Below are 23,760 nucleotides of genomic sequence, written 5' to 3'. Positions count from 1 at the left end.
GGGCTTTTGATGTTCAGATCAGATCTGCTCAGCCCACAAATCATATTCGTCAGCATCCGTCACCTTGCACCAGACCTTGTCGCCCGGCTTCAGGTTGCTGCCGTTGTCGATAAACACGTTACCGTCGATTTCCGGCGCATCGAAGAAGCAGCGGCCAACCGCGCCTTGCTCGTCGACTTCGTCCACCAGAACTTCGATTTCACGGCCGATGCGCATTTGCAGGCGGGCCGAGCTGATCGCCTGCTGGTGCGCCATGAAGCGCTCCCAACGGTCTTGCTTGACATCGTCCGGCACCACTTCCAGGTCCAGATCGTTGGCCGGCGCGCCGTCGACCGGCGAGTACTGGAAGCAGCCGACGCGGTCGAGCTGCGCTTCGGTCAGCCAGTTCAGCAGGTACTGGAAGTCTTCTTCGGTTTCGCCCGGGAAGCCGACGATGAAGGTCGAACGGATGATCAGGTCCGGGCAGATCTCGCGCCAGTTCTTGATCCGCGCCAGGGTCTTGTCTTCGAACGCCGGGCGTTTCATCGACTTGAGCACTTTAGGGCTGGCGTGCTGGAACGGGATGTCGAGGTACGGCAGGATCTTGCCGGCAGCCATCAGCGGAATCAGCTCGTCGACGTGCGGGTACGGATAAACGTAGTGCAGACGGACCCAGACGCCGAGGGTGCTCAGCGCTTCGCAGAGTTCGGTCATGCGGGTTTTCACCGGCGCGCCGTTCCAGAAGCCGGTGCGGTATTTCACGTCGACGCCGTAGGCGCTGGTGTCCTGCGAGATCACCAGCAGCTCTTTGACGCCGGACTTGACCAGGCGCTGGGCTTCGTCGAGCACGTCGCCAACCGGGCGGCTGACCAGTTTGCCGCGCATCGACGGGATGATGCAGAACGAGCAGCTGTGGTTGCAGCCTTCGGAAATTTTCAGGTACGCATAGTGACGCGGAGTCAGCTTGATGCCTTGCGGCGGCACCAGATCGATCAGCGGGTTGTGATCCTGACGCGGCGGCACCACTTCGTGCACGGCGTTGACCACTTGCTCGTACTGCTGCGGACCGGTCACGGCCAGTACGCTCGGGTGCACATCGCGGATATTGCCTTCTTCCACGCCCATGCAGCCGGTGACGATCACCTTGCCGTTTTCCTTGATCGCTTCACCGATCACTTCCAGCGACTCCGCCTTGGCCGAGTCGATGAAACCGCAAGTGTTGACCACCACCACGTCGGCGTCCTGATAAGTGGACACCACGTCATAGCCTTCCATGCGCAGCTGGGTCAGGATGCGCTCGGAGTCGACCAGTGCTTTCGGGCAACCCAGAGATACAAAGCCAACCTTTGGATTGGCCGGCGCAGGAGTGGTGGACATGTCTAACCTCGGTGTTTTGTGACGTCGCTTGCCACGCGCGGCAGCCGACGGATGGGCGCTTTACGTCCTGTCTCGTGAATCCGCTGTTTTTTGACGAGTGACTGTTGTCGTCAGGCAAGGCGCCGCGCCGAGTCATAGCGCGCTATGGCGAGAAGCGGCAACGCAGCATGGCGACAACAGGCACCGTCAAAAAGCAGCAGTGATTCGCGAGACAGGACGTTTCGTGCGCCTCTGATCAAAAAGTGCGCAATTCTAGCGGCGGGCAACGCACTTGACCAGCTTTATGCAGGGAAATACGACGAGTGCTGCGCTATGCTTCGCGCCGTTGAGCTTTACCGATTTCTTGCAGTCAACAAAACGTCTGTAACAACAGGTAAAACAGCGCATGCTGCACCACAAAGCATAGTGCTTCATTCGAAGAAGCCGGTATTGAGATCAGGAGTGTTGGATGGGTCAGGCAAGTAGTCATGCGGCAGGCGCCGAGGGTTCGGCCTCCAGGCCGCTGAGCATGCTGGTCGCGGCGGTCGGGGTAGTTTACGGCGACATCGGCACGAGCCCGTTGTACACCCTCAAGGAAGTGTTTTCCGGCGGTTACGGCGTACCGGTCAATCACGACGGGGTGCTCGGCATTCTGTCGTTGATCTTCTGGTCGCTGATCTGGGTCGTGTCGATCAAATACATGATGTTCGTCCTGCGCGCGGACAACCAGGGCGAAGGCGGGATAATGGCCCTCACAGCGCTGGCACGACGAGCGGCGGGGCATCGGCGCAAGTTGCGCTCGTTGCTGGTGGTCTGCGGCCTGATCGGCGCGGCGCTGTTTTACGGCGACAGCATGATCACCCCGGCGATCTCGGTACTGTCGGCGATTGAAGGTCTGGGGCTGGCGTTTGATGGCATCGATCACTGGGTCGTGCCGCTGTCGTTGGTCGTGCTGGTCGCCTTGTTCCTGATTCAGCGCCACGGGACGGCGCGGATCGGCATTCTGTTCGGGCCAATCATGGTCACCTGGTTTCTGGTGCTTGGCGCTCTCGGTGTGTATGGCATCAGCCACACCCCGGAAGTGCTGCATGCGTTGAACCCGGCGTGGGCGGTGCGGTTTTTCATGCTGCACACCGGCATGGGCGTGGCGATTCTCGGCGCGGTAGTGCTGGCGCTGACCGGCGCCGAAGCGCTGTACGCCGACATGGGCCACTTCGGCCGCAAGCCGATCGCCCGCGCCTGGTTTCTGTTGGTGCTGCCGGCGCTGGTACTGAACTATTTCGGGCAGGGCGCCTTGCTGCTCGACAACCCCGAAGCGGCGCGCAACCCGTTCTATCTGCTGGCGCCGAGCTGGGCGCTGATTCCGCTGGTCGGCCTGTCGACCCTGGCCACGGTGATCGCGTCGCAAGCGGTGATTTCCGGCGCGTTCTCCCTGACCCGCCAGGCGATCCAGCTCGGCTACATCCCGCGCATGTACATCCAGCACACCTCCAGCGACGAGCAGGGCCAGATCTACATCGGCGCGGTGAACTGGGCGCTGATGGTCGGTGTGGTCCTGCTGGTGATCGGTTTCGAATCCTCTGGCGCTCTCGCTTCGGCCTACGGCGTAGCGGTGACCGGCACCATGCTGATGACCACCATCCTCGTCTCCGCCGTCATGTTGCTGTTGTGGAAATGGCCACCGATCCTCGCGGTCCCGGTCTTGCTCGGCTTTCTGCTGGTCGATGGCCTGTACTTCGCCGCCAACGTGCCGAAGATCATTCAGGGCGGTGCCTTCCCGGTGATCGCCGGTATCGCTTTGTTCGTGCTGATGACCACCTGGAAGCGCGGCAAGCAACTGTTGGTCGATCGCCTCGACGAAGGCGCGCTGCCGCTGCCGATCTTCATCAGCAGCATCCGCGTACAACCGCCGCATCGCGTGCAGGGCACAGCGGTGTTCCTCACCGCCCGCTCCGACGCCGTGCCGCATGCGTTGTTGCACAACCTGCTGCATAACCAGGTGCTGCACGAACAGGTGGTGTTGCTGACGGTGGTCTACGAAGACATCCCACGCGTACCGCCATCGCGACGTTTTGAAGTTGAGGCCCACGGCGAAGGCTTCTTCCGGGTCATCCTGCACTTCGGCTTCACCGACGAACCGGACGTACCGCAGGCTCTGAAGCTGTGCCATCTGGATGAACTGGATTTCAGCCCGATGCGCACCACCTACTTCCTCAGCCGCGAAACTGTGATCGCCTCGAAACTCGAAGGCATGGCGCGTTGGCGCGAGGCGTTGTTTGCGTTCATGTTGAAGAATGCCAATGGCAATTTGCGGTTCTTTAATCTGCCTCTGAACAGAGTGATTGAGTTGGGGACGCAGGTGGAGATGTAAACCTGGCCCCAACCGAAAAGCCCCCGACAGCCTTGTGCTGGCGGGGGCTTTTTTGTGCATGCGCATAAACTTCAAACCCACCACAAATTCCCTGTGGGAGCTGGCTTGCCAGCGATAAGGCCGGCACATTCGGAATCAAGTCGACTGAATCACCGCCATCGCTGGCAAGCCAGCTCCCACAGGGTTAAGTGGTGCGTTCAGACAGATCGATTTCGGATTCGGTATTTGTACGTGCAGGTCGCGGCGTCAGCGCCTGAATCACATCATCAAGCAAAGCCTTGCCCATCACCGTCAGATAATGCGCAGCCCATGCATGGCGGTCGGTGTCTCTGATGAAGGCAGCGTCTTCTGCGAAGGACTTTGCGAGATATAGCAGGTCGGAGGATCGGGACAGTGCATCGATGATCGGGATGCTGGAGCGGACGTTGAAGAACGCTTGATCCGAGTTGTAGAGGAAAGGGGTGAAGCCGATGGTTTTAAGATCAGATGGATTGTTCATGGTCAGTTCCCTTGATTTTGAGAGCTGCCGCATCCGATACCAAGCGAATGGGTGGCAGCTGTGCGCAGGTTGGTAAACCGGGGAACCAAGGAAACCGGCACACTCGAAAGCGTCCCACACACAGCTGCCATAACACAGGGGCTCGGACGGGATAACGCCTGAGTCATGTCGGGTGCGCTGTTGCGCCTTATTCCATCGGGTTACCAAGCCCGATCGCTGAATGGGTCAGCGACGTCTGAAGAGTATCCCGTGAAAAAACAGCGCAACAGCGCCGCAAGCCGCCTCAATGTGAGATTCGGAGTTTGCCTACAAGGTCCAGAGGCGTCATCTGATATTGCGAAACTGGAAGTAAACGATACTAAACGTCACGCACGAACCGACGTGTGTAAATCATTCAGGTACGTTATGAAGGAATCACCGGAACAAAAAGATGAACCGCAGGACATTCAGGTAGAAAAGACTGCCAGTGAACGCTTGCTCATCTTTGATCTGGCCCAGGCAATCGGCCACGACGATATGCGCTCAAGGTACGTGGTGATTAACGATCGACCCAAGGTATTGACTATTCGCTCTCGGCAATGAGACAAGTGTCCACGTTTTATGGAATGTGGACAGTTGAGGTTTTGAACTTGATGAAGAGTCAAGACATTTTGCTTTTGTTCAAATTGGCCAGTCTCCACGCTCAGGAAGAGAATCTCTTGGGTGAGATGGAAGTCGAATCGAATTCGGACAGGGTCGAAGAGCTGCTTAAGCCTTATGCCATGAGCCGAATGACTGCAGGGGGGCGTGTGGGGGAACCATTGGTTACTTACTCCACTGATGGGGAAGACACGGTCTTCCATCGCCGCGAAATCAATTCGCCTTTCGCTGATGGGCAGGGCTGGGAGGGATGGGCGGAACCAGCATCTGACCCACCACTGGCCAGTTGGAGTGATCGGTACTCTCTGCGTGCCCTGTCTGCTTCTCTCGGACTGAGCAAAAGCGAAGTCTCAAATGCTCTCGCCCGATGCCGGGAATCAGGATTGCTCATTCATGACTACGACACCGGGCTAGCCAAAGTGAACCGCCGGGAACTGCTTGAAATTACCGAGCACGCGCTGAAGTACTTCTTCCCGGTCAAGCCTGGCGCGATGGTTCGGGGCATACCCACTGGCTTTGCGGCACCTGCGCTGTCCAAAAGCATCAAGAGTGCGGGTGGTTTGATTCCGGTCTGGCCCGATGCGCATGGAGCCGAGCGAGGCCAAGCGGTAGAGCCGCTTTACAAAACAGTGCCGGAAGCGGTGAAAAAAGACAGGATCCTTTACCACTATCTGGCGCTCGCTGATGCAATCCGTCTGGGTGGTCCACGTGAGTGTGGTGTGGCAATCAGTATTCTGAAGGCAGGGATGGGGCTGAAATAACATGTCGTCAAACGCGGATCACAACTACGAGCTCATTGAGTTCGTGGCTGAAGGCTTGGGCGAGGCGTTTCGCGCCGAAGTTGCTTTTGTTGGCGGTTGCACAACCGCCATGCTGGTTACAGATACAGCGGTGCTGGACGACATTCGTTTCACCGATGACGTTGATCTAGTGATCGAGTTGGCCGGTATTAGCGCCTGGAACCATCTCACCGAACGGCTGGCGGCCAAGGGGTTCAAGATCACGGGTGAGGACGAGGTCAATTGTCGTTTTCGCTTCAATGACGTAGTGAGCCTGCTCGCGATAGCGGTGTGTCAGTTGGCAACTAGATGGCTGACACTCCGCTATCGCGAGAGGCTCACTCCAGGGGAATGGGTTCATCGTCCGAGATGTAAAAAGCCCCCGCAACCGTGAAGTTGCGGGGGCTTTTTGATGGTGCGGCTCAGATCATTCTTCGGCGACCGAGTCCTTGCTCTGACGCTTCTGAATCAAGTCCACCAAGCGCTTGGCCAGCGCCGGGTAGTTCTCGTCGAAATGATGCCCGCCAGGCAGTTTCACCGGCTCACCCACTGCAGTCTTGTCGGTGCAGCCACTCTCATCGGTTTCTTCTTCACCATAAATGCACACCACCTTGGCCGCAGGCAGCTTGGCCATTTCCGGGCCGGTGGCGGCTTCTTTGCCGGCGTTGCCGAGCCAGCCTTCGACTTCGATTTCGAAGCTGCCAGTGCGGGCGAAGGCGAGCAGGATGATTGCGTCGACGCGCTGTTGCTCGTTCTCTGGCAGGCGGTTGTAGATCGCCGGCAGCACGTCAGCGCCGAACGAGTAACCGGTGAGGATGAAGCGTTTGGTGCCCCATTTCTGCCGGTAGTGCTGCATCAATTCGGTGAGGTCCAGCGCGCTTTGCTCCGGGCTCTTGTGCTGCCAGTAGTAGCGCAGGGTGTCGATGCCGACCACCGGGTAGCCGATCTTGGCCATTTCGCCGGCCACATCACGGTCGAGGTCGCGCCAGCCGCCATCGCCGGAGAGGAACAGGGTTACGGTGTCGTTGGCCTGGCCGGCCGGGACTTCGACCACCGGGATCGCCAGACCGCCGTTGGCCTTGTCGCCGCCGACGAGGATTTTGCGCAGTTCGTTGTTCAGCACTTGCGGCAAGTTGATGTCGTAGTCGCTGATGCTGGTTTCGGCGTTCGGTTGATCGCGCACGAAACCTGCGCTGGCGTCGTCCGGGTTGTCGTTCCACGCAACCAGCCAGTGGCCGTGGGCGGCGGACTTCGGCAGCAGGTGAGTGCAGCCGGGTTTTTCCACGGCGAGGTCGACGGAGATGGCTTGCGCCTTGTCGTTTTTCTGTTCGGCCAACCAGCGCCAGGCCAATACGGCACCTGGGCCGATACCGCTGACCAGCGTGGCCGGACCGTTCAGTTCACGCAGGCCCGATTGCAGGGCGCGGCTTTGCAGCAGGCAGTCCTTGGGCAGAATCACCTGAACGATCTGCGCCGACGCGCTGCGGCTGAGAGTGGTCAGTTGTTTCTCGGAGAGCTTCTGCTCGTCGGTGACGGCCACCAGCACCTGGGCTTTCGGCTTGCTGCCCGGGATTACGCGCGTCATGGCCGCGCCATCGGCGGGTTTGAGCTGTTCGACGGTCGGTTCCGGTGCCGGGCGTTTGAGGTACCAGAAACCGCCGCCGGCAATCACGGCCAGCACGATCAGTGCAGCCAGGATGTACTTCAGGGAGCGTTGAATCATCAGCGTTTCACCAATCCAGTCAAGCCGCCCGCGATCAGGGCAGCAGTATCGGCCAGCGCCACCAACGGATCGAGTCCGGCGGGCACGGCCATATAACGGGGTTCCCAGTCAGGCTGGAACTTGTCTTTGAAGCGGCGCAAGCCTTGGAAGTTGTACAGCTGCTCACCACGGCGGAACACCATCGAGCCCAGCCGCTGAGTCAATGGTGCACCGCGGCGGGGTTGCAACCCCGACAACGGCACCATGCCCAGGCTGAAGCGCGCGTATCCGTGACTCTTATAATGTTGAATCAGGCCGACCATCATGAATTCCATGGTCAGCTTCGGCGCGTCCGGGTGCGCGCGCATCAGGTCGAGGCTGGCCAGATCGTGGCTGTAAGTCTCGAGCAGGTTGGCGAACGCGACCGGGCGGCCTTCGAAGCGAATGACCGCAATGCGGAAATGCTTCAGGTAATCGTCGCTGAAGCGGCCGAGGGAAAAGCCTTTCTCGCGCACGTTCTTGCCGGTCAGCCAGGCATCGGAAATCACCTTCAGCTCGTCCATCGGCGCCTGACCCGGCTCATGGATTTCCAGCGACAGACCATCGCGGGTGCCACGGTTCCAGGTGTAGCGCAGATCCTTCATCTCCTTGCCCTTGGCTTCGAGATCAAAGCGCTGCAGATCGACCCGGGCCTCTTCGCCCAGCTTGATCGCCGTCAGGCCGATGTCCATGTAGTACGGCAGGTTCTCCGCGCGCACCTGGTAGAACACCGGACGGGTGTGATGGATATCGCAAAGGTCACGGAACTGCCAGATCATTTCCGCGCGTTGCTGGCTCGGCCCGATCGGGTCGTACAGGGCCACCAGACTGCGGCCACGGCGGGCGTACATCAGGAACGCCTCGTCGTTGGGGTGAAACAGCAGCGCCTTGTCACCGGTCAGCGCGAGGCCGCCGTCGGGCTGCGACGACGACATGAGGATTTTTACCGCGCGATCGAGTTCATCCGCTGTCGGTAGATGAATCACCGGGCGTGCTGTACGCAGCAGCCAGGTCAGGGCAATTACCAGCAACAGCACGGCAGCGCCGAGTAGCGAACGCAGGCCGCGCGGGGCGTCGGCGTCGAGGGTGAATTGCCACCAGAGCTGATGGCTGTACGGCACGTCCTGATAGGCGAACAACAGCAGCCAGGTCGACGCACCAAGGACGCACAGGCTGGCGACCAGATACAGCGGCGAGAACGGCAACTCGGTCAGGCGACTCGGGCGATAGAACGAGCGACGGAAGACGCCGAGCAGTGCCGCCGTCAGGGTCATCAGCGTGGCCTCTTCCCAGTCGAAGCCCTTGAGCAGCGAGAGCAGGGCACCGACCAGCAACAGGATGGTGGTCAGCATCCACGCCGCCGACAGACGTCGGCGCAGGCCTTGCGCGAGCAGCAGGCACAACACGCCAATCAGGCTGGCGCCGAAGTGCGAGGCGTCGACCAGACGATGCGGGATCAGAAAGCCGATGTGCTCCAGACGCGTATCGATTTCAGGGGTGGCGCCGGAAAACAGCAACACTACGCCTGAGAGGAACACCAGCACCGCCAGAATCGGCGCGGCCAGACCGGACGCGGCACGCATGGTCTGGGTCTGGAACAGGCGCTGACCTTCGTTGATCAGCAGCAGCACACAGGCGACCAGCAGCGGCAATACCACGTAGATCAGGCGATACAGCAGCAGCGCAGCAGCCAGTGGCGCCGCGCCGAGTTTGTCGGCGAACGCAGCGAGCAAAATCGCTTCGAACACGCCAACGCCGCCCGGCACGTGGCTGAGCACACCGGCCGCCAGCGCCAACAGGTACACCAGCAGGAACGGCGCGAAGGGCGGCGCTTGCGGCAGCAACAGATAGAGCACGGTGGCGGCAGCGGCGACGTCGAGTGCAGTGATCACCAGTTGCAGGAAGGTCAGACGCCGACCGGGCAGGCGCAGGGTGCGGCGCCCGGCCTTGACCAACAGATTGTCGGGGTAGGGTTGTTCCGGCAGACGACGGCGATAGATGCCGATCGCCAATACGGCACTGAGGATCAGCACGGCGGCGGCTACGCAGCCCAGCAACACCTCGGACAGTCCTAGTGCTTGCGAAGCGGCGGACAGGTTGCTCAAAGTGGCCAGCGCTGCCAGGGGCGGCAAGGCGCAGCCCAGCGAAAGACTGGCGAACAAGGTCATGTGCGCGACTTCCGAGGCACCGACGCCCAGCCGTGCATATAAACGATAGCGGACCGATCCGCCCGACAGCAGCGACAGACCAATCGCGTTACCGATGGCAAACGCGGTGAAGCCGCCAAGGGCAAGCATGCGCGGCGGCAATGTCACGCCGGCGTAGCGGCTGGCCGACCATTCATAGCCGAGCAGAATGATGAAGCCGACCACGGTCGCCCCGATGGCACCGAGCAACGCCGGTTTCGGCACGTCGAGAATCGAGTCGTGCAGCGCGTCGAGATCAAGCTCGGCGAGCAGATGGCGACAGGCAATCAGCGCAATGGCAAACAGCAGCAACGTCACGGCCAGACCGATCGGCTGGCGGTATTTGCTTAACCGATCCAGCCAGCGTAAACGCTCGGGTTTGATCGGTTGTTCTGCTGTAACGGTGTCTTGTGGATCAGACGAGTTGGCGCGCATCAATCACCTCTTGGATTGTGCGCGACAGGATGGAGGTATCCAGCCAAGTTACCAATCCCTGTCGAAAAAAATAATCACAAAATATTACGCCTCTCACCGGGTGTCGGCGAGGGCAGTCTTGGATTGCAGACGTCTTGTCCGCGACTCAAGCATAGTCGCAACGCGGCGGTTCTGGGATCCTGGACGGTTCACTGCACGATGACAGATCATTGTTGCGAAAGGACTTTTTCCACAGATACAAAAAAGGCCACTCTTTCGAGTAGCCTTTTTTGATGTTTGGTTGCGGGAGCCGGATTTGAACCGACGACCTTCGGGTTATGAGCCCGACGAGCTACCAGACTGCTCCATCCCGCGTCTGTGTGGCGGCATTCTACAGGCGAACGGCGAGGTGTCAACCGCTAATCCTGTAAAGAATCAAATAAGTGCGAAATCGCGGCAAACGGTCGCAGGCGATGCGTAAGCTTCGGAAATGCAACGAGTTACCGTTTCGTTAGCCATTGAGCAGGGCGCCCATTTGCAAAACAGACGCGCACAAAAAAGGCCACTCTTACGAGCAGCCTTTTTTGATGTTTGGTTGCGGGAGCCGGATTTGAACCGACGACCTTCGGGTTATGAGCCCGACGAGCTACCAGACTGCTCCATCCCGCGTCTGTGTGGCGGCATTCTACAGAGCTTTGCCGAGGTGTCAACCGCCGATTGGAATAAATCTGTTCAGGTTCAATCGGTTAGCGTTTTTCCTGGGAGGGGTGTAGGGCCGCAGGGCAGGCGCAGCAAGGGTTCTGTCTCTATTGAAGGCATTTGTTTGATTGAGAAAATAAATTCAATCGCGGTTTCCTACAGTCGGTCAGGAACATTCAACACCACTGGTGCTATATACAGGTGTCAGTGAGATACTGCCGGTCTGGCTCGCCACGTTCCCTTTTCTGCCATGACTCAGCGAAAAATCATCCACATCGACTGTGACTGCTTCTACGCCGCCATCGAAATGCGCGATGACCCGCGTCTGGCCGGCAAGCCGTTGGCAGTGGGTGGTTCTGCGGATCGGCGCGGGGTGATTGCCACCTGCAATTATGAGGCGCGCGCCTATGGGGTGCGCTCGGCGATGGCCTCGGGGCACGCCTTGAAATTGTGCCCGGACCTGACCATCGTCAAGCCGCGTATGGATGCGTATCGCGAGGCGTCCAGGGAAATCCATACGATCTTTGCCGATTACACCGACCTGATCGAGCCGCTGTCACTGGACGAGGCCTATCTCGATGTCTCGGACAGCGCGCATTTCGGCGGCAGTGCCACGCGAATCGCGCAGGACATTCGCCGGCGCGTCTCCAATCAATTGCACATCACCGTGTCTGCGGGCGTAGCGCCAAACAAGTTTCTGGCGAAGATCGCCAGTGACTGGAAAAAACCCAACGGCCTGTTTGTGATCACGCCGGATCAGGTCGAAGACTTCGTCAGCGGCTTGCCAGTGAGCAAGCTGCACGGCGTCGGCAAGGTCACCGCCGACAAGCTGGGCAAACTCGGCATCGTCGATTGCGCGCATCTGCGTGAATGGGGGCGATTGGCGCTGGTGCGCGAATTCGGCAGTTTTGGCGAGCGCCTGTGGAACCTCGCCCGTGGCATTGACGACCGGCTGGTGCACAACGACAGTCGGCGACAGTCGATCAGCGTGGAAAATACCTACGACGCCGACCTGCCGGATCTGCGCAGCTGTCTCGACAAGTTACCCGAATTGCTCGACACCCTGAAAACCCGGATGGAGCGGATCGACAGCAGCTATCGGCCGGGCAAGCCGTTCGTCAAAGTGAAATTCCATGATTTCACCCAGACCACGCTGGAGCAGGCCGGGGCAGGGCGGGATCTTGGCAGCTATCAGTTGATGCTGACGCAGGCGTTCAATCGCGGCGGTAAGCCGGTGCGGTTGCTTGGGGTTGGGGTGAGGCTGGAGGATTTACGTGGCGGGTTTAAGCAGATGGAGTTGTTTGAGCGGTAGATTTGCGGCGTATCTCAGATAGTCATCGCGGGCAAGCCCGCTCCCACAGTGTTCGATGGTGAAACACCTATTGTGTGAACACCCATAACCCTGTGGGAGCGGGCTTGCCCGCGATGCCTTTAGCTTTTAATTCGGTCCCGGATCCGCCACCAGACGCCCGGCATCCCGAGTCAGCGACTTGAGAAACTCAGCCTGCAATTCAGGATCGTTGCGCGTCAATTCGATCAGGCTTTGTTCCAGTTCGCTGGCTTCTTCTTCCAGGCCCAGCTCCGACAGGCGTTTGACCCGGTGCACCCACTGGCTCACCTCGTCGTCTTCCAGATCGTCATAGATCAGCCCGTGCGCTTCCAGCAACTTGTCGCGCAAGTGGCTGCTGAGCATCAGCGTCGAATCGGAGTGCACGTCGTCCTTGGCGTCCTCGACACTGATCTGCAAGCGGCCGATATGATTCAGATCGTTTTCGGCGAACGGGCTGTCGAGCAGATTCAAACGCAGCACGCCGTTGCGATCGGTGGTCATGTCGAAAGTCTGCTTGCCAGCCTTGACCTGTACCGGCCGCTCGCTCCACGGCAGGCTCGAATATTCCGTGCGCTTGTCGCGCTGGACTTCGTCGATACCCGCCAGATTCTGCTGCGCGCGCCCGTTGGATTGCGCGTTCATGAATGGATTGAGCCCGGCGAAACCGTAGCTGAACCAGTCCTTGGTCACACTGTCCGGCAGGTTGCCCAGCGCAAACACGTTGACCACGTTGGCACCGACACCGCCGACCACGGCGACCGCGCCCAGCGGAATCTCATAGACTTCGCGCCAGGGTTGGTAAGGCGTGTAGCGGTCGTAACGACGGGTGACCTCGAACTCCGTGACTTCAAAAGTCTTCTGCTCGTTGATCTTCACGCGTCGTTGCGGCAGCTCAAGCACCTTGGGCTCGCCGACATCGATCTGCAGGCTGTGGTCGAGCAGTTTGCGCTCGACCCGCTCTTCGTGCTCGCTGCGCTGCGACATGTGATTGGCGCAGCCGCTGACCAGCAGGGCGCCGCACAGGGCGGCGCCACCGAGGCCTAAGGTGTTTCGCTTGAACATGACGTCTCTATCTGGTTTCAGCGGCGGATACGGGCCTGCAGGAAGGACAGTACGTCGGCGACCGGCAATGCTTGCGCTTCGCCTTCGGTACGACTCTTGTATTCCAGGTTGCCTTCGGCGAGGCCGCGGTCGCTGACCACGATCCGGTGTGGAATGCCGATCAGCTCCATGTCTGCGAACTTGATGCCCGGGCTGGTTTTCTTGTCGCGATCGTCCAGCAGCACTTCGAAGCCGGCAGCCGTCAGTTCGGCGTACAGCTTGTCGGTGGCTTCGCGCACCTGCTCGGTTTCATAACGCAGCGGCACCAGAGCAATCTGGAACGGCGCCAGGGTGTCGCTCCAGATGATGCCGTTTTCGTCGTTGTTCTGCTCGATCGCCGCTGCAACCACGCGGGACACGCCTATGCCGTAGCAACCCATTTCCAGGGTCACCGGCTTGCCGTTCTCGCCCAGCACTTCGCACTTCATCGCCTTGCTGTACTTGTTGCCCAGCTGGAAGATGTGCCCGACTTCGATGCCGCGCTTGATCTCCAGCGTGCCCTTGCCGTCCGGGCTTGGGTCGCCGGCGACGACGTTACGCAGGTCAGCAACGGTCGGAACCGGCAGGTCACGCTCCCAGTTCACGCCGAAGTAGTGCTTGTCGTCGATGTTCGCGCCAATCGCGAAGTCGCTCATCAGTTCGACCGAGCGGTCGATGATGATCGGCAGCGGCAGGTTCAGCGGGCCGAGCGAACCGGCGCCGGCGCCAATCGCGTCACGCAGGTCGGCATCGGTGGCCATGACCAGCGGGCTGGCCACGCCTGGTTGCTGGGCGGCCTTGATTTCGTTGAGTTCGTGGTCGCCACGAACGACCAGCGCGATCAGCTTGCCTTCTTCTTCGGCGCGCACGATCAGGGTCTTGATGGTCTTTTCAATCGGCAGATTGAATTTTTCCACCAGGGCCGCGATGGTCTTGGTGTCTGGCGTATCGACCAGACGCAGTTCTTCAGCCGGCGCCGGACGCGAAGTTTCCCGTGGCACGGCTTCGGCTTTCTCGATGTTCGCCGCGTAGTCGGAACCGTTGCTGAAGACGATGTCGTCTTCGCCGGACTCGGCCAATACGTGGAACTCGTGCGAACCGGCGCCACCGATCGAGCCGTTGTCGGCTTCAACCGGACGGAATTTCAGGCCCAGGCGGGTGAAGATGTTGCAGTAGGCTTCATGCATGCGGTCATAGGTGACCTGCAGCGATGCCTGATCGGCGTGGAAGGAATACGAGTCCTTCATGATGAATTCGCGGCCGCGCATCAAACCGAAGCGCGGGCGGATTTCGTCACGGAATTTGGTCTGGATCTGGTACAGGTTGATCGGCAGCTGCTTGTAGCTGCTCAACTCGTTGCGCATCAGATCGGTGATCACTTCTTCGTGGGTCGGGCCCGCGCAGAAGTCGCGACCGTGGCGGTCTTTGATGCGCAGCAGCTCAGGACCGTATTCTTCCCAGCGCCCCGATTCCTGCCACAGCTCGGCCGGTTGGGTGCTCGGCATCAACACTTCCAGAGAGCCGGCCGCGTTCATTTCTTCGCGAACGATGGCTTCAACCTTGCGCATCACTCGCAGGCCCATGGGCAGCCAGGTGTACAGGCCCGAGGCGAGTTTGCGGATCATGCCGGCGCGCAGCATCAGCTGGTGGCTGATCACGACCGCATCGGAAGGCGTTTCTTTCTGTGTGGCGAGCAAAAATTGACTGGTGCGCATGGTTGGCCGTTGTCGGTTGCTTTGACTGGAAATGACGGAGCAGTGTACCGGCGAGTTTTGTCGACGTACAGGTATGCGGCCGCTGGTGAGGTCCGAGGGCGGGATTCCTCGCGCCATCGGCGAAACGTCTTACGATTCTTCGACGACCGGAGTCGGTGCGGGCTCGGGCGTTGGCGTCGGGCCTTCGCGACGGCTCTCCTGAAACCAGTGCAGCGCGATCAGTACCAGCGTCGGCACGCCGAGCAGGGCGGTGATGAGGAAGAAACTGTGATAACCGAACTTTTCCACCAGCACGCCGGAATAGCCGCCCATCAGCCGCGGCAGCAGCAGCATGATCGAGCTGAGCAGGGCGTATTGAGTGGCCGAGAACTTGAGGTTGGTCAGGCTCGACAGGTAGGCCACGAACGCCGAGGTCGCCAGGCCGGAACTGAAGTTATCCAGAGAGATGGTCACCACCAGCATCTGCAGGTTCGGGCCCATGTCAGCGAGCATCACGAACAGCAGGTTGGTCCCCGCCGAGGCTACACCGCCGATAAACAGAATCGGCAGAATGCCAAAGCGCACGATCAGCAGGCCGCCCATGCCGGCACCGACGAGGGTCATGATCAGGCCGAAAATCTTGCTGACGCTGGCGATCTGATCCTTGGTGAAGCCCTGGTCGATATAGAACACGTTGGCCATCACGCCCATGACCGTGTCCGACATGCGATAGGTGGCGATCAGGCCGAGCAGCAGCAGCGCCTGCCAGCGGTAACGCAAAATGAAGTCGTTGACCGGGGTCAGCACCGGCGCCAGGCCGCGGCGGCCCATGGCTGAAAGGCACAGGCCGGTGAGCAGGGTATAGAGAATGGCGCGCAGGAATGCGCGATCTTCCAGTAACAGGTCGAGCGGGCTCATGTCGCCGAACAGCACGCTGGCGAAATCGGTGTTGTAGAGCTGAGTGAACATCGCCGGCACGGACACCAGCAGGATGATCAGCACGAACACCGACATCAGCTGATGCATGAAGGTGTAACGCCCGGCCTGCAACTGCGTACGCAGCGGTACGGGCGGCTCGCGCATGAACAGTGTGGTCAGCAGTGCCGGAGCCATCAATGCGCCGAACAGCACATAAGTACCCGTCCAGGCGGCGTGCTTATAGTTGAAACCGGTGGAGCCGAAGCCTTCGGCGAAGAACAGCGCGCCGGCGGTGGCGAGCAGGGCGGCGACGCGGTAGCCGGACATGTAGCTGGCGGCGAGCGCCGCTTGCCTGCTGTCATCGGCGATTTCCAGGCGATAGGCGTCGACGGCAATATCCTGAGTGGCGGAGGCAAAAGCGACGACCACCGCAATAGCGATCAGCCAGGACAGATGTTTCTGCGGATCGCAGAAACCCATGCCGATCAGCCCGAGAATCACCAGTGCCTGCGATAGCACCAGCCACGAACGGCGACGGCCGAGCTTGCCGAGCAGAGGGAGGCGCCATTGATCGAGCAGCGGCGACCAGACCCATTTGAACGCGTAGGCCAGACCGATCAGGCTGGCGTAGCCGATGGTTTCACGGGCGACGCCGGCTTCACGCAGCCAGACCGAAAGCGTTGAGAACACCAGCATGTACGGCAGGCCGGCGGCAAAACCGAGCAACAACAGCACGAGCGTCGAAGGACTGGCATAGGCGGCGAGCGCGGCGCGCCAGGTTTTACGGGGCATGGGCTGAAGTCTGCCTCAAGATTGCGAAAACAAAGCGCGCACTCTAACCGCTGTGCTCTACCGGACGCCAGCCATGGCGCCGAATATCCACACGATTGTTCTGGACGGTGATGCCTTCCATGCGCAGTCGCGCCCGTTGTTCATCGCCGGACGGGCTGCCCACAGGAAGGCTGATCCGCCCGCCAGCGCCCAGCACCCGGTGCCATGGCAACCGGGTATTAGCGGGCAACTGACTCAGGGTTCGTCCGACCCAGCGCGCGGCGCGTCCCAACCCAGCCAGTTCGGCCAACTGACCATAGCTGACCACTTTGCCCTCGGGTACTTGCGCGAGAGTGGAGTAGAGCGCCGTGCGTCGGATTTGCGCTTCGCTGTCATGAGCGTCGGTGGGTGCTGTCACGGGCGTGGTTCCTGAGCAGGGTCTTTTTCAAGACGTTCAGAGTAATCCGTCGCCACGCAGTTGAGAAATGAACTCATTGGAAATCGTCCGGTCAGTCCTTGTCAGGGTCTTATTCCTACGGATAATGCCGACCTTTTTCCGACAACTTGAGCCCTCGATTCGCCTATGTTTTCCAGATCCCTGCTGTGCCTAGCTGTTTTCAGTGCGTCCACGCCCTTGCTTGCCGACACCGTCTGGTTGAAGAACGGTGACAAGTTGAGCGGCACCATCAGCGTCTTCGATGGCGGCAAGCTGTTGATCCAGACCAAATATGCCGGTGCGGTGACCATCGACTGGAAAGAGGTCAAGACCCTGGAGAGCGAGCAGCACCTGCTGGTCAAGCAGGACGCTTACACCGGCGAAGTCTCCAAATCGCTGACTGCGGCGGACGACGGCAAGGTCACCCTGGCCAACGGTGACGCGCCGAAAACCGTCGAGCTGGCGAGCATTCAACAGATCCTCAAGCCAAAACCGATCGTCACTGACCTGGTCTGGAAGGGCAATGTCGACCTGGCACTGGATTATCAGCGCGCCGAGAAAGACACCGATGACTACGATGTCGCGTTCAAGACCTCGGCGCGCCACGGTCGCTGGCGCCATACCGCCGAAGGTGAGTACAACCGCGAAGTGCAGGATGCCGAAACCACCACCAACAACTGGCGCGCCGAGTACTCCCTCGACCGCTTCATTACCGATCAGTGGTTCTGGCAGGGTCGCCTGAACTACAAGCGTGACCACATCGAAGAGCTGGCGCGCCAGCGGGTGGTCGGTACCGGTCCTGGCTACCAGTTCTGGGACGATGAATTGGGGGCGTTCTCGCTGGGCTCGCTGCTCAACCGCACCGATTACGAATACCGCGATGGCAGCAAGGACAACTTCTATTCCGTCGCCATGAAGTGGGACTACAACCGCTACCTGATCGGCAAGAAAGTCGAGTTCTTCACCAACGGTGAAGTCGGCAAGCCACTCTCGGGCGTGGCCGATTACGCGCTGGATGCCGAGCTGGGTCTGCGCTACAAGGTCACCGACTGGGCGTCGCTCAACCTCAAGGCCGAACGCGACATCATCAGCGGTACCAACGATGCCGATCTGAACAAGACACGCTATACCGCAGGGTTTGGCGTGGCCTGGTAAGTCATCGATAAAAAATCGCAGCGGTTGTCGGGCTGCGATTTTTTTTGCCTGGACAAAACAGACGCCCACAAAAAAGCCCCGCTTTTAAGGGCGGGGCTCTTTTCTAAAGAAGCTACAAGTTAGATAACTTGTACTTCTTCAGCTTGCATGCCTTTCTGACCGCGGGTAGCGATGAAAGAAACCTGTTGGCCTTCTTTCAGGCTTTTGAAGCCGTCGGATTGGATAGCTTTGAAGTGAACGAACAGGTCGTCACCGGATTGTGGAGTGATGAAGCCGAAGCCTTTTTCATCGTTGAACCACTTAACGGTACCGGTTTGGCGATTAGACATGGTGTAACTCCTTGAACAAAGATAACTGCGACTCAGGAAGAACCCTGGCCGAGACTGAGTGCAAAGAGCAGGAAAAATTCTTGTAGATGGTTGGATCGAAATTCAACATATCGTGTAGAGATTCTCAGTGACACAAGCAACACAGTGACGCCACCTTAACCCTTTTTCCGGAACGTGCCAATGCTTGTTGCAAAGGTTTCTGTGTTTTCGGGATCGGCGGTGCGACGGTTCGTCGCCACAGCGCGTAAATACGGGGTGTTCGCCGAGAATTGCAGTGCGCACTTTGAACGAGGCGGCGCGCCCGGTAAGATGCCGGACAGAATTTTTCCACCTCGCTATTCAGGACAAACCCGCCATGAGCATCAAATCGGACAAGTGGATTCGCCGCATGGCGCAGGAACACGGGATGATCGAACCGTTCGTCGAGCGCCAGATGCGCGGCAGCGACGACAGCCGAGTGATTTCCTACGGCGTATCGAGCTACGGCTACGATGTGCGTTGCACCAACCACTTCAAGGTGTTCACCAACATCAACTCGGCCATCGTCGACCCGAAGAACTTCGACGCCGGCAGCTTCGTCGATATCCACAGTGACGTCTGCATCATCCCGCCGAACTCGTTCGCCCTGGCCAGCACCGTCGAGTACTTCCGCATTCCGCGTAATGTGCTGACCATCTGTCTGGGCAAGAGCACGTACGCGCGCTGCGGCATCATCGTCAACGTCACGCCGCTGGAACCCGAGTGGGAAGGCCACGTGACGCTGGAGTTCTCCAACACCACCAACCTGCCGGCGAAAATCTACGCCAACGAAGGCGTGGCGCAGATGCTCTTCCTCGAATCCGACGAGGAATGCGAAGTCTCCTACAAGGATCGCGGCGGCAAGTACCAGGGCCAGCGTGGCGTGACCTTGCCGCGCACCTGATCGGTCATCCGACGGAACGCGGGAATTCTTCGGCGGGCAGACACTCTATGAGGTGTACTGCCCGTTTTTGTTTCCAGCGAAACGGGCCTTCGCCGAGGAGTGCCCTATGAAGATCGATCCGCAAATCACTGCCGAACTGGCAAGGCTTGAGCCCAATCAGGTTGGCGTATTGGCCTGGTCCTTGTTGGCGCATCCGCCTCTGAGCGCGGCTGGCGGAGTTCCCGGTCAGCCCGATCCCGATACTCCCAATGAACAACCGACCGAACCCGGCGAGCCAACTCTGCCGGACGAACCGCCTCCGGCGCCTGTCGCCTGACCCACTGTCACCGGTATGGCCCGCCAGTTACTAACTGACGGGCCATATTTCGTTATCGCCGATCACGAAGACTCTGCAGGTTTCGTCGCGCTCGACCTGAAAACCCCCGGTAAACGCCCCGAACGCCGGCATCAGGCTGATGCGCTCGCCCAGCCGGAAACAGGCCAGACGCAGGCTCTGACGCCCCTTGCCGTGCAGTCGATAGACCGGATGCACATGGCCGGCGAGTACGTGCCGTTCGGGATGCGGGTCGGGTTCATGTTGCAAGGCAAAAGGGCCCAGCAGCAGCGGTTCTGGCACCACGCGAATATTCAGCGAGGCTGGTGGGTCGCCCGCGCGTTTGTCGTGGTTTCCGCGAATCAGCGTCATCGGCAGCTCAGCGTGCCGCGCCCGCCACTCTGCCAACGCGTTCAGCGTGTTCGGCGCATGCGAGCCGGGCCCGTGGAGGAAATCGCCGAGGAAGATCAACTGCCGGCAGGGCAGCTTCGCCAGTAACGCATCGATCACCGCGATATTGCTCGCAGTGGTGCCATGCGGCACCGGCTGGCCGAGACTGCGATAGGCCGCTGCCTTGCCGAAATGCACATCGACGATCAGTAGTGCCTCCTGCGCCGGCCAGTACAGGGCTTTTTCTGGCAGCAACCACAATTCCTCGCCGGCCAGGCGCACCGGATACGCCACGCTCATGACGACTTGCCGTTGTCAGCGGTTTTTTCCAGATCACCCACCATTCTTCTGATCCTGTCGGCCAGTTTTTCCGAACTCATGCTTTCACGCATGCGCTCGACCAGTAGCGGAAAGCCCAACGGTGTCGGGCGTTTGATTAAATGCACATCGAGTTTCATTCGGTTGATCCGCTGCAAGGTCTGCTCCAGTCGAGCGATATCCAGTTCTTCTCGCAACACTTCCTCGCCGGCCTGAGCGAGCAGCAGGTTTTCGGCATCGTATTGTTTGAATACTTGAAAAAACAGACCGCTCGACGCCTGCACCTGGCGGGTGCTTTTCGGCGCGCCGGGGTAACCGGCGAAGACCAGCCCGGCGATCCGCGCGATCTCACGAAAACGCCGTAACGCCAGTTCGCCCGCGTTGAGGCTGGCCAGCACGTCGGCTAACAGATGATCGGGATTAAACAGCGCGCCATTCAAGTGTTGAGCCCAATCGACGGGCGTAGCGCTGAGCAGCTCCAGTCCGTAGTCATTCACTGCAATCGAGAACGTCACCGGCTGGCGCTGGCTGACCCGCCAGGCCAACAGACTCGCCAGCCCCAGATGCACCTGGCGCCCGGCGAACGGGTAAAGAAACAGGTGCCAGCCTTCGCGGGATTTCAGTACCTCGGCCAGCAGGTTTTCCTCGGTGGGCAGGCCGGACCAGCGCATCTGCGTGTCCAGCAATGGCCGCAGCGCGTGCATTTCCGGCCCGGCGAATTCACCTTGAGCGGCTGCCGTGAAGCGCCTGACCACGGCTTCGGCCAGCTCGTTTGAAAGCGGCATGCGCCCGCCATTCCAGCGTGGCACCGCGGCTTTTTTCGCGGTGCTGCGTTTGACGTAGGCGGTCATGTTTTCCACGCGCACCAATTCCAGCAAGCGCCCGGCGAACAAAAAACCGTCTCCCGGTTTGAGCCGGGCGATAAACCCTTCTTCGACGCTGCCCAGTTGCTTGCCACCGCCGCCCTTGCTCCAGAATTTCAGGTTGATGCTCGCATCGCTGACGATGGTGCCGATGCTCATCCGGTGGCGACGCGCCAGACGCGCATCCGGCACCCGCCAGACGCCCTGTTCGTCGGGCTCGACTCGGCGATAATCCGGATAGGCTGTCAGAGACATCCCGCCATGGCGTACGAATGCCAGCGCCCAGGCCCAGTCAGCCAGCGTCAGGTCGCGATAAGCCCAGGCGCCGCGGACCTCTTCGTACAAATCTTCAGGAATAAACCCACCGCCAAGGGCCATGCTGACCAGATGCTGCACCAGCACATCCAAAGGCTTGTGCGGCGACAGACGCGGCTCGATGCGGCGCTGCTCGACCGCATCGCGGGCGGCCACCGCTTCGATCAGTTCCAGGCTGTGGGTTGGCACCAGCGTCACCCGCGAGGTGCGCCCCGGTGCGTGACCGGAACGCCCGGCACGTTGCATCAGACGTGCGACGCCTTTGGCCGAACCGATCTGCAGCACGCGCTCGACCGGCAGAAAATCCACGCCCAGATCTAGGCTGGAGGTGCACACCACGGCTTTCAAGTGCCCGGCCTTCAGTGCCTGCTCCACCCAGTCACGGGTGTCACGCGACAGCGAGCTGTGATGCAAGGCGATCAACCCGGCCCAATCCGGCCGTGCTTCAAGCAGGGCCTGATACCAGATTTCCGATTGCGCTCGGGTATTGGTGAACACCAGGCTGCTGGCACAGGCATCCAGTTCGGCGACCACTTGCGGCAGCATCTTCAGGCCGATGTGCCCGGCCCACGGAAAGCGCTCGATGGCCGGTGGGAGCAAGGTGTCGACGGCCAGCGCTTTTTCGCTTTGTCCTTGCACACTCACGCCCCCACCCTGTGGGATCAGCACCTGTTCAGCGTGGGATTGATTACCGAGCGTGGCAGAGACGCCCCAGACGATCAGCTCCGGCTGCCAATGACGCAGGCGGGCGAGGGCCAGTTGCAATTGCACGCCGCGCTTGTTGCCGAGCAACTCGTGCCATTCATCGACGACGATCATGCGCAAGGTCGACAGCGCCGTGCGCGCATCGGCACGGGCGAGCAGCAGCGTCAGGCTCTCTGGCGTGGTGATCAGCGCAGTCGGCAGGCGCCGGCCCTGACGGGCGCGCTCGCTGCTACTGGTGTCGCCGGTGCGCAGGCCGATGCTCCAGGGCAGGTTCAAGTCATCAACCGGTGCCTGCAAGGCGCGCGCGGTGTCAGCGGCCAGCGCGCGCATTGGGGTGATCCACAGCACGGTCAGCGGTTCGGCGGGTGGTTTGCGTTTGCGCGGTGTTTCGACGGCAGTTCGCGCACGGGCGTAGCGGTTGAGCGCTGCGAACCACACAGCGTAGGTTTTACCGGCACCGGTGCTGGCATGCAGCAGCCCGGACTCGCCGTTTTTCACCGCGGCCCACACCTGCTTCTGGAACGCGAACGGCTTCCAGCCGCGGGCGCTGAACCAGGTTTTTGCAAGGTCGGGGGATTTCGCCATGCCGGCTGCGTACGCTCAGGAGGGGTTTTTTCAGAGACAGCGAAGCGGGGGGACAAGTTTGATTTTTAAGGCAGGCGCGGAATGCTTTTATGTAGGAGTGAGCCTGCTCGCGATAGCGGTGTAACAGTCACAAATGCATCGACTGGTATGACGCTATCGCGAGCAGGCTCACTCCTACAGGGGAATCGTGTACGGCGTTATTTCAGGTTGCCGCTGAGGAACTGCTTCAGCCGTTCGCTTTTCGGATTGCCCAACACATCCTCCGGCGCACCTTCTTCTTCGACCAAACCCTGGTGCAGAAACAGCACCTGGTTCGACACCTTGCGCGCGAAACTCATTTCGTGGGTGACCATGATCATGGTCCGGCCTTCCTCGGCCAGGCCCTGAATCACCTTGAGCACTTCGCCGACCAGTTCCGGGTCCAGCGCCGAGGTGGGCTCGTCGAACAGCATGACTTCCGGTTCCATCGCCAGCGCCCGGGCAATCGCCACGCGCTGTTGCTGGCCGCCGGAGAGAAACGCCGGGTATTGCTCGGCGACCCGCGCCGGCAGGCCGACCTTGTCCAGATAGCGGCGGGCGCGGTCGTCGGCTTCCTGTTTGCTGCAACCCAGCACCCGGCGCGGGGCCATGGTGATGTTTTCCAGTACGGTCATGTGGCTCCACAGATTGAAATGCTGGAACACCATGGCCAGTCGCGTGCGCAAGCGCTGCAGTTCATTGGCGTCGGCGACGTGCATGCCGTGGCGATCGGTGACCATGCGGATCGACTGGCCATCGAGGCTCATGGCGCCGTCGTTGGGTTGCTCGAGAAAGTTGATGCAGCGCAAAAATGTGCTTTTGCCCGAGCCGCTGGCACCGATCAGGCTGATCACGTCGCCGGTCCTGGCCTTGAGCGAAACGCCTTTGAGCACCTGATGGTCGCCATAGCTTTTATGCAGGCCTTCAACGGTCAGTTTGTACATGGGACGAACAT

General features: G+C 60.2%; 19 protein-coding genes, 2 tRNA genes and 1 pseudogene. 8 read left to right on the top strand and 14 right to left on the bottom strand.

Features of this window, described 5'->3' with window-relative positions; genetic code table 11:
- Nucleotides 1–18 precede the first annotated feature (18 nt).
- The gene (gene rimO / locus J3P93_RS21465) at nucleotides 19–1,356 is read right to left on the bottom strand and encodes a 30S ribosomal protein S12 methylthiotransferase RimO (RefSeq protein ID WP_024011887.1); all 1,338 of its coding nucleotides are present in this window, start codon (nucleotides 1,354–1,356) and stop codon (nucleotides 19–21) included.
- 508 nt (nucleotides 1,357–1,864) lie between these two features.
- On the opposite strand from rimO, the gene J3P93_RS21460 reads away from it, so the two are divergent.
- Nucleotides 1,865–3,706, top strand: a complete 1,842-nt coding sequence (locus J3P93_RS21460; protein WP_434598458.1) for a potassium transporter Kup — start codon at nucleotides 1,865–1,867, stop codon at nucleotides 3,704–3,706.
- Between the two features lie 184 nt (nucleotides 3,707–3,890).
- Here the strand turns inward: J3P93_RS21460 and J3P93_RS21455 are convergent, their stop codons facing one another.
- The gene (locus tag J3P93_RS21455; protein WP_434591653.1) at nucleotides 3,891–4,205 is read right to left on the bottom strand and encodes a DUF3077 domain-containing protein; all 315 of its coding nucleotides are present in this window, start codon (nucleotides 4,203–4,205) and stop codon (nucleotides 3,891–3,893) included.
- 249 nt (nucleotides 4,206–4,454) lie between these two features.
- Between J3P93_RS21455 and J3P93_RS21450 the strand changes: the two genes are divergently transcribed.
- The 3 genes and pseudogenes from J3P93_RS21450 to J3P93_RS21440 form a co-directional block, all read left to right on the top strand.
- Nucleotides 4,455–4,787: a hypothetical protein gene (locus J3P93_RS21450; RefSeq protein WP_434591650.1), complete on the top strand. Its 333-nt coding sequence runs from the start codon at nucleotides 4,455–4,457 to the stop codon at nucleotides 4,785–4,787.
- Nucleotides 4,788–4,837: 50 nt separating this feature from the next.
- Nucleotides 4,838–5,605, top strand: a complete 768-nt coding sequence (locus J3P93_RS21445) for a MarR family transcriptional regulator (RefSeq protein ID WP_434591648.1) — start codon at nucleotides 4,838–4,840, stop codon at nucleotides 5,603–5,605.
- Between the two features lies 1 nt (nucleotide 5,606).
- Nucleotides 5,607–5,894, top strand: a pseudogene (locus tag J3P93_RS21440) (hypothetical protein); the annotation flags it as partial.
- Between the two features lie 156 nt (nucleotides 5,895–6,050).
- Here J3P93_RS21440 and J3P93_RS21435 read toward each other — a convergent pair.
- The 4 genes from J3P93_RS21435 to J3P93_RS21420 form a co-directional block, all read right to left on the bottom strand.
- On the bottom strand, nucleotides 6,051–7,346 hold the full coding sequence (locus J3P93_RS21435) for an AcvB/VirJ family lysyl-phosphatidylglycerol hydrolase (protein WP_434591646.1): 1,296 nt from the start codon (nucleotides 7,344–7,346) through the stop codon (nucleotides 6,051–6,053).
- Nucleotides 7,346–9,985: a bifunctional lysylphosphatidylglycerol flippase/synthetase MprF gene (mprF, locus tag J3P93_RS21430; RefSeq protein WP_434591645.1), complete on the bottom strand. Its 2,640-nt coding sequence runs from the start codon at nucleotides 9,983–9,985 to the stop codon at nucleotides 7,346–7,348. Before mprF ends, J3P93_RS21435 begins: the two co-directional genes overlap by 1 nt.
- Nucleotides 9,986–10,262: 277 nt before the next feature.
- Nucleotides 10,263–10,339 (bottom strand) — tRNA-Met (locus J3P93_RS21425).
- 217 nt (nucleotides 10,340–10,556) lie between these two features.
- Nucleotides 10,557–10,633: transfer RNA gene (locus J3P93_RS21420), tRNA-Met, on the bottom strand.
- Nucleotides 10,634–10,913: 280 nt separating this feature from the next.
- Between J3P93_RS21420 and dinB the strand changes: the two genes are divergently transcribed.
- On the top strand, nucleotides 10,914–11,975 hold the full coding sequence (gene dinB, locus J3P93_RS21415) for a DNA polymerase IV (protein ID WP_434591643.1): 1,062 nt from the start codon (nucleotides 10,914–10,916) through the stop codon (nucleotides 11,973–11,975).
- Between the two features lie 126 nt (nucleotides 11,976–12,101).
- On the opposite strand, the gene J3P93_RS21410 is transcribed toward dinB, so the two are convergent.
- The 4 genes from J3P93_RS21410 to J3P93_RS21395 all read right to left on the bottom strand — a co-directional run bounded on the left by J3P93_RS21410 (nucleotide 12,102) and on the right by J3P93_RS21395 (nucleotide 16,874).
- Nucleotides 12,102–13,055, bottom strand: coding sequence for a hypothetical protein (locus J3P93_RS21410; RefSeq protein ID WP_203420996.1), 954 nt, complete (start codon nucleotides 13,053–13,055; stop codon nucleotides 12,102–12,104).
- A gap of 17 nt (nucleotides 13,056–13,072) precedes the next feature.
- Nucleotides 13,073–14,788, bottom strand: coding sequence for a proline--tRNA ligase (locus J3P93_RS21405; protein ID WP_434591641.1), 1,716 nt, complete (start codon nucleotides 14,786–14,788; stop codon nucleotides 13,073–13,075).
- Between the two features lie 129 nt (nucleotides 14,789–14,917).
- Nucleotides 14,918–16,477, bottom strand: a complete 1,560-nt coding sequence (locus J3P93_RS21400; protein ID WP_434591638.1) for an AmpG family muropeptide MFS transporter — start codon at nucleotides 16,475–16,477, stop codon at nucleotides 14,918–14,920.
- A 43-nt stretch (nucleotides 16,478–16,520) separates the two neighbouring features.
- Nucleotides 16,521–16,874 carry an MGMT family protein gene (locus J3P93_RS21395; protein WP_434591636.1) on the bottom strand — a complete coding sequence of 118 codons (354 nt, stop codon included), beginning with the start codon at nucleotides 16,872–16,874 and terminating at the stop codon, nucleotides 16,521–16,523.
- A 165-nt stretch (nucleotides 16,875–17,039) separates the two neighbouring features.
- Between J3P93_RS21395 and J3P93_RS21390 the strand changes: the two genes are divergently transcribed.
- A complete protein-coding gene (locus tag J3P93_RS21390; protein WP_203421000.1) occupies nucleotides 17,040–18,047 on the top strand; it encodes a DUF481 domain-containing protein in 1,008 nt (335 codons plus the stop codon).
- 119 nt (nucleotides 18,048–18,166) lie between these two features.
- On the opposite strand, the gene J3P93_RS21385 is transcribed toward J3P93_RS21390, so the two are convergent.
- On the bottom strand, nucleotides 18,167–18,376 hold the full coding sequence (locus tag J3P93_RS21385; RefSeq protein ID WP_002554837.1) for a cold-shock protein: 210 nt from the start codon (nucleotides 18,374–18,376) through the stop codon (nucleotides 18,167–18,169).
- A gap of 355 nt (nucleotides 18,377–18,731) precedes the next feature.
- Between J3P93_RS21385 and dcd the strand changes: the two genes are divergently transcribed.
- Together dcd and J3P93_RS21375 are read left to right on the top strand one after the other, a co-directional pair.
- Nucleotides 18,732–19,298 carry a dCTP deaminase gene (gene dcd, locus J3P93_RS21380; RefSeq protein ID WP_007940589.1) on the top strand — a complete coding sequence of 189 codons (567 nt, stop codon included), beginning with the start codon at nucleotides 18,732–18,734 and terminating at the stop codon, nucleotides 19,296–19,298.
- A gap of 106 nt (nucleotides 19,299–19,404) precedes the next feature.
- The gene (locus J3P93_RS21375; RefSeq protein WP_090282088.1) at nucleotides 19,405–19,614 is read left to right on the top strand and encodes a hypothetical protein; all 210 of its coding nucleotides are present in this window, start codon (nucleotides 19,405–19,407) and stop codon (nucleotides 19,612–19,614) included.
- 30 nt (nucleotides 19,615–19,644) lie between these two features.
- Here the strand turns inward: J3P93_RS21375 and pdeM are convergent, their stop codons facing one another.
- From pdeM to J3P93_RS21360, 3 genes are all read right to left on the bottom strand, one after another.
- A complete protein-coding gene (gene pdeM, locus J3P93_RS21370) occupies nucleotides 19,645–20,301 on the bottom strand; it encodes a ligase-associated DNA damage response endonuclease PdeM (RefSeq protein ID WP_434591631.1) in 657 nt (218 codons plus the stop codon).
- Nucleotides 20,298–22,787, bottom strand: a complete 2,490-nt coding sequence (locus J3P93_RS21365; protein ID WP_434591628.1) for a ligase-associated DNA damage response DEXH box helicase — start codon at nucleotides 22,785–22,787, stop codon at nucleotides 20,298–20,300. Before J3P93_RS21365 ends, pdeM begins: the two co-directional genes overlap by 4 nt.
- A gap of 197 nt (nucleotides 22,788–22,984) precedes the next feature.
- Complete coding sequence (locus J3P93_RS21360; RefSeq protein WP_394599276.1) at nucleotides 22,985–23,749, bottom strand: ABC transporter ATP-binding protein; 765 nt, start codon at nucleotides 23,747–23,749, stop codon at nucleotides 22,985–22,987.
- Nucleotides 23,750–23,760 lie beyond the last annotated feature (11 nt).

Source organism: Pseudomonas sp. R3-57 (assembly GCF_051132065.1).
GTDB lineage: Bacteria > Pseudomonadota > Gammaproteobacteria > Pseudomonadales > Pseudomonadaceae > Aquipseudomonas.
Note: the sequence above shows the minus strand (reverse complement) of the source record. Positions and strands in the feature narration are given on the sequence as shown.